Consider the following 15276-nt stretch of genomic DNA (forward strand, 5'->3'; position numbering starts at 1 on the left):
GTAGGCCGCTGGGATGGCGGCAGCATTCTGGCCCCCTCCTGAACAGCCGCGCGTCAGGGCTTGCTTGGGGGTTGCTGCGCGGTTTGTGACGTGCGCGTTCGCCAGTGCATTGCGCCGATACCACCGCCGTTCTGACCATCATTCTCCAGGGTTTGGCTGAAGCTCTAGCAAGCAGTCAACGTTCTTGTAACGCTGGATTGGTCGCAGGAGGTCCAGTGCAATTCGAGGCGCGAAGTCCTCTAGCTTGGCCATCGCGAACAATGCCCTATCGAATTCCCTCTCTTTTCACGCTGAGCGCGAACATGGTCCCTGCAACGACAGCTCCATGAGGTGATTTCGTTGGAGTGATCCATTGCCTCGGGAAGACATCAAGAATTTACTTTGTAAAGCTGATGTCGAAAGGCTACCAGCAATTGGATGTTGCGGCTATCTCGGTGCCTGCGCTATTGAAGTTGGTCTGCACGCCCATTTGATTTAAGCGAAATTCGTAGCAGGCTGAGTCTGATGTTTGCGAGCCCACAGGCGTCGCCTTTGCAATAAAAGATGGCAGCGCTGTTGAAGTCGCTGCAGTGGCGTCCGCACGCAAAGAGTAATAGCTCGCCCCACTCGAATTCACCGACTGAGGCCAGCTAGTGACGGCGTATCCAAGGGCCGCAGGATCCCCGGAATATGAGTTATTGATGCTGAAATATCGTTCTTGCCGTGCTGCCATATCTAGTAGTGCATTTTTGGCGTCGACTCGACGCGCCTTTTGGATGTAGTTTCGGTAAGATGGAATTGCAATGACGCTCAAGATTCCGATCACTGAAACCACAATCATCATTTCGATCAGCGTAAAGCCGCGTATCTGGGAACGCTTCGAGAAGCCGGGAATGCCAGAATTTTTTTTCATTTTGCTGCTTTCGTAAGGGCTACGCATCAGCGCAGTTTGATCCATGTCAGTCGCCCGCCCTTGCCATTCGCTCCTGGATTGACCTGCGTGACGGACCCGACGCCGCTTACGGTTTGTGTAGCCAGATACTTCTTGGTATCCGTGCTGACGATCGAGGGCGAGCCTACGCCGCTCAGCCCAATACCGGCAACCACCAAACCGTTGGTGGTGATGACATTGTTGGTGGCGTCCCCGAAATAAGACGAGCGCGGTGCGCCGCCGGTTTCGGGCGCGATGGCCATGGTGAAGCCCGAGGCGGGTTGTGCATCGCAGGTCAGCGTCTGGGTGACGGCCGGCAGCGTCGTATTGACCAGGAACAGGCCATCCGAAATCACGGGGTTGTAGACGATCTGTTCGTTCGTGCCGGGCAGCACGAGCCGCCAGCCATAGTGCGGATTGTTCGTTGCGCCGCCACTGCAGGTGGTCGAGCCTTTCCAGCACACGGCATTCTGGGTCACGGTCCGCACGCCCGAGATGTTGCCGTTGTTGTAGGCCAGCGTGGTTGCCGTCTGTGTCTGAAGGGTCGACGTGTTGACGGTCTGCGTGCCGGTCAGGCTGGTGTATTGGCTGCCGCTCTTAGCGTTCCAGGCCGTCATGTCCCAATCCCAGATGCCGTAGATCGCCTGTGCGCCGGTCGCGGGCGTTGCCGACGATGTCAGCGTCTGCGGCATGATCTGGCCGGTTCCGAAGCTCACCAGGATCCGCGGCGCGATGGACGCGGCGATCGAAGAGGTCACCGTGACCCGTGTCGTGATCGGCTGCGATCCGGTCGCGAAGATCGGGGCGGCGCGAACGGCCCAGTTCGAAGCCGTGTTGCTCGTGAGGTCGAAACGCCAGACGTTCCCGAACACGTCGCCGGCATAGACGTAGTCCGTCACGTGGTCGTCGTCGAGGTCCGCCGATGTGACGTAGGCGATGCCATTGCGCGCCGTGATGGTGCTGCCGGTGGTTCTCGGGCCGGAGCCGGTGCCGGCTTCGAGGAAGCGGAAGGTCTTGGCGCCGGTTGTCTGGTCCACCGTCATGATGAACAGGCCAGCCTTGCCCGACTTGCTGTTCAAACCGTTGCCGAACAGGACGGCCCAATTGCCGTCGTGAAGGCGCCGGATGATGGGCGTGCCGTAGACGCTGCCCAGGCTGTCCTTGCACAGGGAACTTGAAGTGTCTCCCGTACAGCTCAGCGTGCTGGAGTTCCATTCGCCCAAGACCAGGTTGCTAGCATTCGTCTCGCTGAAGTTACCAGGGTTGGTGACGTCCAATGCGTAGAGCGTGCCGGTGGCGATCGAGGTCGCATCACCCACCACGCCGGTGGCATTGCCCCCGGCGCCCAGGCCTCCGACGATCCATGTGTGCCAAGCCCCGCCGTAGTAGAGGTCCCCCGTGCCAGGCGTGGCATCGACGAAGGCGTTGTGGCTGTACTGCGGAGATGAATAGTCGAGCGCTGGCGTCGTGGATCGGATCGTGGTCAGCGCCGCATTCGGCATGTAGGCCAGCAGTTCACGCCCGTCGTTCGCCGCCGTCGTGTCGAAGGCGCCACCCGCGGTGTACGCCCCCGCGCGGAAGCCATGCAGCAGACCGTCGTTCGCACCCACGTAGACCACGTTGGTCCGCGTTGCGTTGGTGCTTGCAAAGGACGCATAGCTCGTACCGCCTTCGGGCATGGTCGCGGTCGGGAACAGGGCGTCGCTCCAAAGACCCTTGTAGGGCAGATTGGGTGCACCCACCCACGTGGGGCTGGAGTTGACGATGTCGCCCAGCACGCTGTTGCGGACCCTGAAGGTGCCGGTGCCCGAGGTGGTCACTTCGTTGCTGCGGTCTCCCCGCAGGTACGACAGCCGGGAAGAGGTATCCAGCGCGGTCTTTTGTGCGGCCGTGAGCGAATCCCAGGCGAATGCCGTCCCTGCGCTGCCGCTCCAGGTCAGGATGTTTCGCTGCGCCGAAGCCTGTACGGTGTTGGACGAACCCGTTGCGGTGCAAGTCCCTCCGGTCAGCACGCAGCTGGCATCCCAGTTCGCCACCGGGTTGATCGACACGGTCTTGGTGGTCGCGTCCTCGACTAGGTTCTGCGCCGTCATCTGGCCCCACCAGTTGGTGGGATGGTAGTAGGCCAGGTAGAGCTGCGTGCCGACCTGCACCTTGGCCGATTGCTGGATGTTGATGCCGGCGGAACTGGCCGACGCGTTGATCTGCGCCGCCTTGAAGCACATGATCTCGTGCACGTTGCTGCCGCCGCCGGTACCGGAGCTGAATCCGAAGCGGAACTTGGAAGGCAACGGCCCGTTGGAGGCCGTGATCAGCTGGTTGGTGATCACCGGCGTCGTCGTGCCGCCGTTGATGCTGTAGGAAAGGCTGAGCAGGCCGTCCTGCGTTATCTTGAGGCCATAGGTGATGGGTGTTGCGGCTCCTCGCGTGGGATTCGATACCGCCTCTTGGCTATAGAGGGTCGAGCCACTGGGCAGATCGCTGTGGGCAATGTACGGGTAGGTCATCACATTGGTACTGGTCATCGCCGGTGCCAGCCGTCCCAGGATATCTCTCAATGTGTAGTTCCACAGCTTACCGGTGCGACACGTGTTCCCGACCGCCGCTTGCCTGTCCGAGTTGCTCAGGCTGGATGGGTAGTAGTTCGAGTAGTTCTGATTCAGCCAGTCCCAGGTGATATTGCCGGCGCCCCGCAAGGTCACGCGCCCGGCGCCCTGGCCTGGACCGCTCACCGTGTTGTCGCCCGGGTTGGAGAAGTTCCCGAACTCGTCGATGCCGAGGCCGATGTACGCGCCAAGCAAGCCGTTGTTCGTACCCTTGGTGTTGGCACAGCTGTATCCCAAGCTACCGCCGAACGCGCCAATGGAAGTGTTCTGATCAACGGCTGTCACTTGATCTGCATTCACGAGAAAAAAGGCGATCCCGTCGGCGCCGGACAGTTGACCCCGGTGATTCGTGTATGCGTTTCCGCCATAGGTCGCCGTCTGGAACGTGACCTCGAGGCCCTGGTTCGAAGGGAAGTCGAACTTCGAATAAATGGCGCCTGTTTGGTCGTTGCCATTGGTGTTCTTTCCCGTATCACCGTTCGTCAGGCGCAATGCGCCCTGGCCAACCGGGTCGCCTGCGGACCCCAAGCGCCCGGTCACGCCGCCGACCTGCGTCTTGCCGCTGTAATAAGGCAGCCCCGCGCATTTGGGAATCGTCCCTGAACCGTCGCCCGCGGTGAGGCAGGCGCCGTTGAGGCTCTGCCATTGGTAAGACGAGGACCCGCCTGTGAGCGTGTCGCTGATGACGAGCTGCGCATGCGCGCCGATGGCCGTCAGGCTTAGCAGGGCCAGCGCGCACGCGGATCGGAGTGGTGTGGACGTCATAAGGGCTTTCATCAAGGTCCGCTCAGGTCTTTGGTCGCGTAGGTCATCGCGTAGGTGCTCTGAACAACGCTGGCGCTGGTGGTGCTGCCGCCGTATCCCACGCCCGTGACCTGGTAGAGCATCGACTTGCCGTCGGGGCCGATGCCGAGGTAGGAGATGTAAAGGCTGGGGACGGTGGCGTAGTTGACGTCACCGACCACGCCGGACGTGGCCGTATTGAGGCCGCCGCCGCCTAGGACGGTCATGGTGGGTGGCTTGTATTCGAACCGGTTGGCCCAGGGCAGCACCGCGGGCATACCAAGGGCGTTCGAACAGATCTTCATGTTTGCCTGGGTGTTGGCATTCACGACACCGGCGCAGGCCGAGCCGGTCCCTGTGTTGCCCTGATTGATCCACCACTCCGCGTAGCGCAGCGCACTGTCGGCGGCGAGCAGCGAGCGCTGTTTCTCGAGCGTGTTGCCGGTGATCTTTTCCTGCAGCCCGAAGCTTCTGTACATGCTCACGGCGACCAGGGTGACGATGACCAGGATCAATAGGCTGGTGATCAGGGCGATGCCCTGCTGCGCAGTTCGGCCTTTCGAATGCGAACGGGGGAGCATGAAGTGGTTCACCGGCGGTTCATCAGGTTGATAGTCTGGACGAGAGGCTGCGGCATGGTCACGGGCGCGCCGGGCTTGGATGCCGTCGTGTTCAGGAAGACGAGCTTGAGCTGGGCCGTGTACACGTTGGCCCACAGGCCGGCATCGGTGATCGCCGATGCGGGCAGGTAGGTATCGATCGCGTTGTTGACGTCGCCGTCGGTGTCGACGCCGTAGAGGATGCTCATCTTGTCGACATTGCCCGCCAGCGTCACCGGGCTGCCGGTGCCCACCGTGCAGGTGAGCTCGTTGTTGGCGTTGACGGCGAATCGGTTCGTGTAGATGGTCGTCGCGCCGGAAGTGTTGGTGGCGCCCTGGCAGTTCATCAGTCCGTCGTTGTTGGCGGTCTGGTAGCGTACGGTGACGGCGTCGCTGTTCGCAGCCCTGCCGCTGCCATTGCCGCTGCCGACGATGAACTGTCCGGCGGCGAAGACCGAGCTGCTGCCGTCGGCGCCGGTTACGGTCGCGGCCGGGAGCGCGGCGCTTTGCGTGTCGGTGCGCGGATTCACGAAGTAGCCGGCGGATTGGATGGTCGTGGTCATCATGGTGACGACCAGACGCTGGCTGTCTTGCAGATCGGTGAACTGGCCCTGCGTGTTGAAGGTGTTCTTCATGTTCAGATAAATGCTGAGCACCGCTCCCAGCACGAAGAGCGAGATCGCCAGGGCCACCATGAGTTCGATCAGGCCGAAACCGGCCTGCCGCATGCGCCGCCGGGGCTGCCGCGTTGTGGTGAAGGTGGTCATGGTTCGATGTACAAGGTGAACGAGCGCGAACCGCCGGTGGCGGCGCTGTCCGATGCGGTAGCCCGGGTGGAGGCGACGTAGCGCTCTTTCCAGCGGATGGTCAGCACGCAACTCACCGGGACACTGGTCGATGTGCTGCAGCTGACGGTGGAGCTCGATGTCGGCAGGAGATTGGCCAGGTTGCTGGCCCATTGCTGCACGTCGCGCGCGGCCAGTTGCGCGGATGTGCAGGCAGCGGTGGCGGGCTTCGCCGTCGCTTCACAGGAGCCCACGGTGGCCGAAAGCACGCCGGTGGCATCGGTCACGGTCGACTGCGCCGTGCTGAAACTGGCGGGAGCCACGCCAGACGCCCAATAGGTCCTGTTGCCTTGCATGGCGGCCGCGAGGCTTGCGGCCTGCATCGAGACGATGGAGCGTGCGTTGGAGACTTGGGTGCTCGACAACGCCAATGCCTGCATCTTGGCGAAGCCGAAGATGCCAATCGTGACCAGCAGGATGGCCACCAGGACTTCGAGGAGGGTGAAGCCGCGCTGGAACGACGGCGGGACCGGGCGCTTCATGTGCAATTGCTTCCGTTGGGCGAGACGACCTGTGGGCGACCGACGAGGCTCAGCGTCACGCAACGCGTGGTCTGCGCATTCGCCGGATTGGTGCGCATCGCCAGGGTGATCGTGCCCGTGAGACCCAGCGCAAAGCCGTCGCGGCTGTAGGTGATGGCCGCGATGCTGTTGCTTGCCACGAACGTGTCCGAACCGGGCCAAGGGGCTTGCCTGCGGAGAAGCGCCTCGGCCACCTTCGTCGCGTCGCGTGTCTTGCTGTTGTCGGGGTCGGCGAACACGATCCAGCCGGTACCCCAGGTGGTGGTGCCCAGGCAGGTGGAGCCGTCCGATGATGCGCAGATCGTGACAGGCAACCCCTGCTTGATCGCTTCCGCGCGCGCGAACTGGAGATCGCCGATGAAGGCATTGGTCTGGGTCGCCAAGCGGTTCCTCTGGATCAGCAGCGAGAACGAGGGGACCGCCACCACCATCAGGATGGCCACGATCGCCAGGACGACCATCAGTTCGATTGCGGTAAAACCTGTCACGGCCCCAGGCGCAGGCCTCCGGTCGAGCGGGGGCATGCGACCTGACGGAACGCGTGCAGGGTGTGGGGACTTTTTCATTAAGGGAGGCTGAGGGCCTGAATGCGGAAGAACTAATGCACGATGTTTTTCAAATGTAGCAATTTGTTCGTCGCCACTGTGCCGCCAAACGGGCGTTCGCGACGAACGGAAGGGGACAGCCGCCCAATGGCGCAGCCGCACAACCCGAGCCGTGAATTTTTCACATTTCTGGGCGACTCATGAGCTTTGACGTTCATGCGAGCCGTGAATTGCCGGGCGGGCTTGCATTCGCTCCGCTTGTCGCCTTCCCCTTCCTCTCCCCCCTCGTCGCCGGCCCCTCCGCCAACGTCTGGCAACTGCTCGTCAGCTGGCTGTGCGCGGCCTTGCTGTGGTGGCTGGGGCCGCGGGCCGTGCCGTCGCGTGGGGTCCTGCTGTGGCTGGGCGCGCTGGCCCTGGCGATCGTGCTGGGCCGGGGCCGCGACACGGGGCAGTTCCTGGGCGCCTGTGCCGCGATCGCGGTCGCTGCGATGGCCGCCTGCGTGGGCGCGGGCATCGCGCGGACGCCCGGATCCCCGGGCACGCGCGCCTTCGCCGTCGGCCTGCTGGCCGCGGGCCTGCTCAGCGCGCTGCTCGGCCTGTGCCAGTACTACGGCGCCGCCGCGGCGCTCGCGCCCTTCACCACCGCGCCCGAGGTCGGCCAGGCCTACGGCAACCTGCGCCAGCGCAACCAGTTCGCCACGCTGATCAGCATGGCGCTGGTGGCGGCGCTGTGGCTCCACGCGGGACTGGGCACCCGCGCCCGCCTGGCCTGGTTGGCGGGACTGGTGCTGTTGACCCTGGCCGCCGCCGCGTCCACTTCGCGCACCGGCTTGCTGCAATGGGCATCGATCAGCCTCCTGGCGGCGGCGCTGGCCTGGGGCGAGCGCCGCCGGAGCGCGCCGGGCACGCCCCTGCGCCTGCCGCATCCGGGGCTGCTGCTGGCGCTGATCCCGGCCTACTTCCTCGCCGCCTGGGCCCTGCCGATGCTGGCCGGGTCCGAGGTCGAAGGCATGCTCCAGCGCCTGCGCGACGGCGCGCCCGAGGGCAATGCCCGGCTGCTGCTGTGGCGCAACGTGCTCGAGCTGATCGCCGAGCATCCCTGGCGGGGCTGGGGTTGGGGCGAGCTGAGCTATGCGCACTTCAGCCACCTGTACGCCGGGCCGCGCTTCATCGAGATCCTGGACAACGCCCACAACCTGCCGCTGCACCTGGCGGTCGAATTGGGCGTCCCGGCCGCGGTGCTGCTGTGCACCGGCTTCGCCGCGCTGGCGCTGGCCGCCCGGCCCTGGCGCGAGCGCGATCCGCAGCGGCTGCTGGCCTGGGGCGTGCTGGGCGCGATCGTGCTGCACAGCCTGCTCGAGTACCCGCTCTGGTACGGGCCCTTCCAGCTGGTCTTCGGCCTGTGCCTGGGCCTGCTGTGGCCGGCGGCGGCTGCGGGCGCGCGCACGAAGGTGAGCGGGCCGCGCATCGGCGGGGCGCTGGCTGCGCTGCTGATCGCGGTGGTCGGCTACGCGGGCTGGGACTACCTGCGCATCAGCCAGATCTACGTCGCCCGCGCCGAGCGTCTGCCGCCCTGGCGCGACGACACGCTGGCCCGGCTGCAGGGTTCCTGGTTGTTCGCGGGCCAGGTGCGCTTCGCCGAGCTGTCGCTGATGCCCGTGACCCGGGCCGATGCGGCCCAGGTGAACGCGCTGGCGCAGCGCACGCTGCACTTCTCGCCCGAGCCGCGCGTGGTCGCCAAACTGATCGAAAGCGCCACGCTGATCGGGCGCGACGACCAAGCGCTCGCATGGGCCGCCCGCTTCAAGATCGCCTATTCGGAGGAATATGCCCGCTGGATGCGGGGGGAGCCGGTCGAAAAAGAGCTGGATTGAGGTTGCGAAATGTCACAGGTTCGCGACAATCGAGACCTTTGTTAAAACTTTGAACTTACTTTTGTCGGTTCATGAGAGGCCCATGAGAATTCTGCGTGTCATTTCCAGCATGGACCCCGTGCACGGCGGTCCCTGCCAGGGAATCCGCAACATCGTGCCGGCGCTGACCGCGCTGGGCGTGCACAACGAGGTGCTGAGCTTCGACGCGCCCGACGCCGCCTTCCTGGGCCAGGACCCGTTCCCCGTCCACGCCATCGGCCCGGCACGCACGCCCTACGCCTACTGCCCGGCCCTGCGCCCCTGGCTGCTGCAGAACCTCGGGCGCTTCGACGTGGTGATCGCGCACGGCCTCTGGCTGCACAACAACGCCGGCACCTGGGGCGCGCTGAAGGCGTACCGCCGGCAGACCGGCCAGCCCGGCCCGCGCTTCTGCGTCATGCCGCACGGCATGCTCGACCCCTATTTCCAGCGCGCGCCCGAGCGCCGCTGGAAGGCGCTGCGCAACACCCTCGCCTGGACCTTGTTCGAAGGCGCAGCCATCCACGGCGCCGACGCGATCCTGTTCACCTGCGCCCAGGAACTGCTGCTGGCGCGCGAGCCCTTCTCGCCCTACCGCCCGAAGCGCGAGCTGGACGTGGGCTACGGCATCCAGGCGCCGCCGGCGCGCCACGAGGGCATGGCGGTGGCTTTCGCCGCCCGCTGCCCGGCGCTGGCAGGCAAGCCCTACCTGCTGTTCCTGAGCCGCGTGCACGAGAAGAAAGGCACCGACCTGCTGCTGCGCGCCTGGCTCGCGCTGCGGCGCGAAGGCGCGGACCTGCCGGCGCTGGTCATCGCCGGGCCGGGCCTGGACAGCGAGCACGGGCGCGCCCTGCAGGCGATGGCCGCGGGCCAGCCCGACGTGCATTTCCCCGGCATGCTGCGCGGCGACGAGAAATGGGGCGCGCTCTACGGCTGCGAGGCCTTCGTGCTGCCCAGCCATCAGGAGAACTTCGGCATCTCGGTGGTCGAGGCCATGGCCTGCGGCCGGCCGGTGCTGATCAGCAACGAGGTCAACATCTGGCGCGAGTGCGAGGCGGGCGGCCTGGTCGAGGCCGACGACGAAGCCGGCGTGCTGCGCCTGCTCACGCGCTGGCTTGCGCTGTCGCCCACCGAGCGCGCGGCGCGCGGTGCCGCGGCCTACGCCGTCTACCGCCACAACTTCGAGGCCGACGAAGCGGCCCGGCGCCTGCTCGCGGCCTTGAAGACGATGCAGGCCGAAGCATGAACGTCGTGCTGTTCGCCCATCCGGATTTCCTGGGCTCGGCCAGCATGCCGCGCTACACCCGCTGGCTGGCCGACGGCCTGCTGCGCCGCGGCCACACGGTGCGCGTCTGGGCGCCGCAGCCCCTGTTTCATGCCTGGCCGGTGCACCGGCGCTTCAAGAAGTGGATGGGCTACCTCGACCAGTTCGTGGTCTTTCCGCGCTGGGTGCGGCGCGAGAAGGCCCGCCAGCCCGCCGACACGCTCTATGTGTTCAGCGACCACGCGCTCGGCCCCTGGGTGCCGCTGGTGGCGTCGCAGCCCCATGTCATCCATTGCCACGACCTGCTGGCGCAGCATTCGGCGCTGGGCCGGGTGCCGCTCAACCGGCCGGGCTTCACGGGCCGGCTCTACCAGCGCTACATCCGCCAGGGCTTCACGCAGGGTCGCCGCTTCATCGCGATCTCGAGAAAGACCGAGCAGGACCTGCGCGGCTTCATCGGCTCGCAGCCGGTGTGCGATGTCGTCTACAACGGCGTCAACCCGCAGTTCCATCCGGCGCCCGATGTGGCGGCCGGCCGCATCGAACTGGGCCGCAGGCTGGGCCTCGACCTGTCGCGCGGCTTCCTGCTGCACGTGGGCGTGGACGTCTGGTACAAGAACCGCGGCGGCGTGCTGGCGATGGTCGACCGCTGGCGCCACGGCACGCCGCAGGGCCTGCCGCTGCTGATGATCGGCCCGCCGCCCACCGACGCCCTGGTCGCCCAGCGCCTGGGCATGCACGCGCCCGACGAGGTGCATTTCCTTTCGGGCGTCGCCGACGAGGTGCTGGTCGGACTCTACGGCACGGCCACGGCCTTCCTCTTCCCCTCGATCGCCGAAGGCTTCGGCTGGCCGATCGCCGAGGCCATGGCCTCGGGCTGCCCCGTCATCACCACCGATGCGGCGCCGATGAACGAGGTCGCGGGCGACGCGGGCTTCTACGTGCCGCCGGCCGATGCCGCGGCCCCGGCCGACGAGGCCTGGACCGCGGCCGCCGCCACCGTGCTCGCGCAGGTGGTCGGCCTGAGCGACGAGGCGCGGCGCGCGGCCGTCGAACACGGCCTCTCGCAGGTGCGGCGCTTCGACTCCGATGCCGCGCTCGACCGCATCGAGGCGATCTACATGCAGACGCTGGCCTCGCACGCGCGGCCGGCCTGAGCCCCTTCCACCTTCAACGCCACAAGGCCCCTCCACCATGTGCGGAATCGCAGGAATCATCAGTTTCGACCACAGCGCGGACCCGGCGGCCATCGACCGCATGAACACGGCGATGCAGCACCGCGGCCCCGATGCCGAAGGGCGCTACGAAGCCGATGGCGTGCTGATGGGCCAGCGCCGGCTGTCGATCATCGACGTCAGCGACGCCGCCAACCAGCCCTTCACCGAGGAGACCGGCCGCTACGTGATGGTCTTCAACGGCGAGATCTACAACTACAAGGAAGTGCGCGCCCAGCTCGACTACGCCTGGAAGACGCACTCCGACACCGAGGTGATCCTGGCGGCCTTCATCCGCTGGGGCGCCGACTGCCTGTCGCGCCTGAACGGCATGTTCGCGATCGCGATCTGGGACAAGCACAAGCGCGAACTCTTCATCGCGCGCGACCGCATCGGCGTCAAGCCCTTCTACTTCGTGCGCCAGGCCGGCAGCTTCACCTTCTGCTCGGAAGTGCGCGGCCTGATCGCGGCCGGCGCGAGCGACGGCCGCATCGACCGCCAGTCGCTGCGCGAGTACCTGGGCGGCGTGTCGGTGAAGACGCCGCACACCATCCTCGAGGGTGTGGAGCAGCTGCTGCCCGGCGAATGCGCGACGCTAACCGAGGGCGCCTTCGAGCGCCGCATCTACTGGCACCTGACGGGCGCGCCAACGCAGCCCATCGCCGCCGATGCCTACGCCGACTACGGCCGCGTGACCGCCACCCTGCGCGAGCTGCTCGACGCCTCGATCCAGATGCGCATGGTGGCCGACGTGCCGGTGGGCGCCTTCCTCTCGGGCGGCATCGATTCCTCGGCCGTGGTCGCGCTGATGGCGCAGCACCACGACCAGCCGGTCGACACCTTCTCCATCGTGTTCGAGGACAAGGAGTTCGACGAGCGCGAGTACGCGCAGATCGTGGCGAAGAAATACGGCACCCGCCACACCGAACTGCTGCTCGATCCGCAGGAGGTGGTGCGCATCCTGCCCGACTACATCCGCCGCACCGACCATCCGACGCTGGACGGCATCAACACCTTCATCGTTTCCAAGCTGGTGGCGCAGACCGGCATCAAGGTCGCGCTCTCGGGCCTGGGCGGCGACGAGCTGTTCGCCGGCTACCCGGGCTTCGAGCGCTGGCTCACCGTGTCGCGCCACAAGAAGCTGTTCGGCCACCCGCTGTTCCGCCAGGGCGTGGGCGCGGCCAGCGCGGTGCTCAAGACGCGCGCGCTGTCCAAGCTCAACGACCTCACGAGCGGCGGCAATCTCGACCTGTCGTCCTTCTATGGCGCGAGCCGCAGCGTGTTCGTGCGCGGCGACCTCGACCGGCTGCTGAGCTTCCCGGCCGACGCGCATGCGCGCGGCTGGGAACACGTCAACTTCGGCGCCGCGGCGCAATTCCCGCTGCTGGGCCAGTACTCGATCGCCGAGCTGTCGGGCTACACGCTCGACGTGCTGCTGCGCGACACCGACCAGATGAGCATGGCCTGGGGCCTGGAGATCCGCGAGCCCTTCTTCGACTACCGGCTGATCGAGTACGTGCTGCGCATGCCCGACGCGATGAAGACCGACTTCAAGACCCCCAAGAAGGCGCTGGTCGATGCCATGGGCACACTGCTGCCGCCGGAGATCGTGCACCGCCCGAAGAAGGGCTTCGCCTTTCCCTGGGACCGCTGGCTGCGCAACGACCTGAAGGATTTCTGCGCCGCCGCGCTGGACCAGTTGGGCCGCAACGCGCTGTTCGAGCGCGCCGAAGTGGCCTCGCTGTGGCAGCGCTTCCTGGCCGGCGACCGGCGCGTCAACTGGACGCACGTCTGGTCGCTGGTGATGTTGCAGTCGTGGATGGCGGCGCGCGCGGCCGAGGTGCCGGTGGCCGTGGCCGAGACGGCCTGAGCCTGACGCCGCCGGCGGCTCAGTCCGCCAGGTAGCTGCCCGACTTGCCGCCGTGCTTCTCCAGCACGCGCACGTCGGTGATGGTCATGCCGCGGTCGACCGCCTTGCACATGTCGTAGATGGTCAGCAGCGCGACCTGCACCGCGGTCAGCGCCTCCATCTCGACGCCGGTGGGGCCGACCGTCTCGACCGTGGCGGTGCACACCACCTGCGGCACGCCGCCCTCGGCCAGCGCGAAGGCCACGGCCACGCGGGTCAGGGCCAGCGGGTGGCACAGCGGGATCAGGTCGCTGGTCTTCTTGGCCGCCTGGATGCCCGCGATGCGCGCGATGCCCAGCACGTCGCCCTTCTTCGCGCTGCCCGATTCGATCAGCGCCAAGGTGTGGGCCTGCATCTCGATGCGGCCCGTGGCCACGGCCACGCGGTGGGTCGCGGGCTTGGCTGCCACGTCCACCATGTGGGCCTGGCCGTGGGCGTCGAAGTGGGTAAGGGTACTCATGGGTGAACTGTCGCTCCGGTTGTGCATCATACGAGGCCGTTTCGCTCTGGAGATGCCGCCCCCCATGCCGCAATGGACCGCCGTTCGCACTGCCCGCCCCGCCTGGCGCCGGGCCTGCGTGGCCCTGCTGATCGCCAGCCAGTGCCTGCTGCCGCCGCTGGCCCGCGCCCAGCTGCTGCCCGGCATGGGCGACGGCGGCGAGATGACGGCCGCGGCCGAGCGCCGGCTCGGCGACCAGATCGCGCGCGAGCTCTACCGCGACCCCGATTTCATCGACGACCCGGTGCTGGTCGACTACGTGCAGTCGGTCTGGCAGCCGCTGATGGCCGCGGCCCGCGTGCGCGGCGAGCTCACGCCCGAGCTCGACGAGCGCTTCGCCTGGGCCGTGCTGCTGGGGCGCGACCGCAGCATCAACGCCTTCGCGCTGCCCGGCGGCTACCTGGGCGTGCACCTGGGGCTGATCGCCGTCACCGACAGCCGCGACGAGCTCGCCACCGTGCTGGGCCACGAGCTCTCGCACGTCACGCAGCGCCACATCGCCCGCATCATGGCCAAGCAGAGCCGGCAGATGCCGCTGCTGCTGGCGGCGATGGTGCTGGGCATGATCGCGGCCGGCAAGAGCCGCAACGGCGACGCGGGCCAGGCGGTGCTGATGGGCAGCCAGGCGCTGGCCATGCAGAGCCAGCTCGATTTCTCGCGCGACATGGAGCGCGAGGCCGACCGCGTCGGTTTCGGCGTGATGACCCAGGCCGGTTTCGCACCCCAGGGCGCGGCCTCGATGTTCGAGAAGCTGCAGTACGCCTCGCGCCTCAACGACAACGGCTCCTATCCCTACCTGCGCAGCCATCCGCTCAACAGCGAGCGCATCGCCGACATGCAGGCGCGCTTCCAGTTCCGTGGCGAGGGCTCCGCCGTGCCCGCGGCCGGGACCGTGCCGGCCGCCGCGGCCAAGCCGGAGCTGAAGATGGACCACGCCATGATGGCCGCGCGCGCCCGCGTGCTGTCGCGGCCCGGGGCCGACGTGCTGCGCCAGGCGGTGGACGCCTCCGGCGGCACCGACTTCGCGCGCCGCGCGCCCGCGCAACAGGCCGGCCTGCTGTACGCCGGGGCGCTGGGCGCGAGCGAACTGCACGACGCGCGCACGGCCCGCCGGCTGGCCGACCGGCTCACGGCGCTGGTGGCGGCCGATCCGGCCGCGGCGCACCAGGCCCGGCTGCTGAGCGCCGAGCTCTACCTGGCCGCCGGCGCGGCGCCGCAGGCCGCGGCCCTCCTCGAGCCCGGGGCGGCGCCCCGCACCCGCGCCGACCTGCTGCTGGCCGCACAGGCGGCCGTGGCCACGCGCCAGCCGAGCCCGCTGGTCGCGCCCCTGCGCGACTGGGTCGCGCTGCACCCGCGCGACGCCGGTGCCTGGCATGCGCTGTCCACCCTCTACGGCGCGCAGAACGACGCCCTGCGCGCGGTGCGCGCCGATGCCGAAGCCAACGTCGCGGTGCTCGACTATGCGGGCGCGCGCGACCGCTTCAAGGCCGCCCAGGACCTGGCGCGGGGCGGCGGCGACCACTACGAAGCCTCGATCATCGACACCCGCGCACGGGCCGTGGACGCACTGCTGCAGCAGCAGCAGGCCGATCCGCCGTTGCGTTGACGCCGAAGTTCGCGCCGATTGCGGAGCAATGCCCGTTGCAACGCAGCAATATTGAGCCCAAACCGCGTGACGTGAAACACAAT

At 67.2% G+C, this 15276-nt stretch carries 12 protein-coding genes; 5 read left to right on the plus strand and 7 right to left on the minus strand.

What is annotated here, in order from left to right; all coding sequences use genetic code 11:
• Positions 1-403: 403 nt before the first annotated feature.
• From A9977_RS31145 to A9977_RS31170, 6 genes are read right to left on the minus strand one after another with little or no spacing between them, the layout of a single operon-like run.
• A complete protein-coding gene (locus A9977_RS31145; protein ID WP_310936226.1) occupies positions 404-937 on the minus strand; it encodes a type IV pilin protein in 534 nt (177 codons plus the stop codon).
• The gene (locus A9977_RS31150) at positions 919-4293 is read right to left on the minus strand and encodes a pilus assembly protein (protein WP_259652237.1); all 3375 of its coding nucleotides are present in this window, start codon (positions 4291-4293) and stop codon (positions 919-921) included. The genes A9977_RS31145 and A9977_RS31150 overlap by 19 nt, the downstream gene beginning before the upstream one ends.
• Positions 4293-4892 (minus strand): pilus assembly protein, encoded by a 600-nt coding sequence (locus tag A9977_RS31155; RefSeq protein ID WP_310936227.1) that lies wholly within the window; start codon positions 4890-4892, stop codon positions 4293-4295. Before A9977_RS31155 ends, A9977_RS31150 begins: the two co-directional genes overlap by 1 nt.
• Entirely contained in the window at positions 4889-5665 is a 777-nt protein-coding gene (locus tag A9977_RS31160; RefSeq protein WP_183028672.1) for a PilW family protein, read from the minus strand. The genes A9977_RS31155 and A9977_RS31160 overlap by 4 nt, the downstream gene beginning before the upstream one ends.
• Entirely contained in the window at positions 5662-6225 is a 564-nt protein-coding gene (pilV, locus tag A9977_RS31165) for a type IV pilus modification protein PilV (RefSeq protein ID WP_183028673.1), read from the minus strand. Before pilV ends, A9977_RS31160 begins: the two co-directional genes overlap by 4 nt.
• Entirely contained in the window at positions 6222-6752 is a 531-nt protein-coding gene (locus tag A9977_RS31170) for a Tfp pilus assembly protein FimT/FimU (RefSeq protein WP_310936228.1), read from the minus strand. Before A9977_RS31170 ends, pilV begins: the two co-directional genes overlap by 4 nt.
• Positions 6753-7009: 257 nt before the next feature.
• Here A9977_RS31170 and A9977_RS31175 point away from each other — a divergent pair, with 257 nt between their 5' ends.
• The 4 genes from A9977_RS31175 to asnB all read left to right on the plus strand — a co-directional run bounded on the left by A9977_RS31175 (position 7010) and on the right by asnB (position 13049).
• The gene (locus A9977_RS31175) at positions 7010-8683 is read left to right on the plus strand and encodes a Wzy polymerase domain-containing protein (RefSeq protein WP_183028675.1); all 1674 of its coding nucleotides are present in this window, start codon (positions 7010-7012) and stop codon (positions 8681-8683) included.
• 82 nt (positions 8684-8765) lie between these two features.
• Positions 8766-9947 carry a glycosyltransferase gene (locus A9977_RS31180; RefSeq protein WP_220812202.1) on the plus strand — a complete coding sequence of 394 codons (1182 nt, stop codon included), beginning with the start codon at positions 8766-8768 and terminating at the stop codon, positions 9945-9947.
• The gene (locus tag A9977_RS31185; RefSeq protein WP_183028676.1) at positions 9944-11122 is read left to right on the plus strand and encodes a glycosyltransferase; all 1179 of its coding nucleotides are present in this window, start codon (positions 9944-9946) and stop codon (positions 11120-11122) included. The genes A9977_RS31180 and A9977_RS31185 overlap by 4 nt, the downstream gene beginning before the upstream one ends.
• A gap of 37 nt (positions 11123-11159) precedes the next feature.
• Positions 11160-13049: an asparagine synthase (glutamine-hydrolyzing) gene (asnB, locus tag A9977_RS31190; RefSeq protein WP_183028677.1), complete on the plus strand. Its 1890-nt coding sequence runs from the start codon at positions 11160-11162 to the stop codon at positions 13047-13049.
• 19 nt (positions 13050-13068) lie between these two features.
• On the opposite strand, the gene moaC is transcribed toward asnB, so the two are convergent.
• Positions 13069-13548: a cyclic pyranopterin monophosphate synthase MoaC gene (gene moaC / locus A9977_RS31195; protein WP_183028678.1), complete on the minus strand. Its 480-nt coding sequence runs from the start codon at positions 13546-13548 to the stop codon at positions 13069-13071.
• Positions 13549-13612: 64 nt separating this feature from the next.
• Between moaC and A9977_RS31200 the strand changes: the two genes are divergently transcribed.
• Positions 13613-15193, plus strand: a complete 1581-nt coding sequence (locus tag A9977_RS31200; RefSeq protein WP_183028679.1) for a M48 family metalloprotease — start codon at positions 13613-13615, stop codon at positions 15191-15193.
• Positions 15194-15276 lie beyond the last annotated feature (83 nt).

This window comes from Variovorax sp. UMC13, assembly GCF_014170375.1.
Lineage (GTDB): Bacteria > Pseudomonadota > Gammaproteobacteria > Burkholderiales > Burkholderiaceae_C > Variovorax.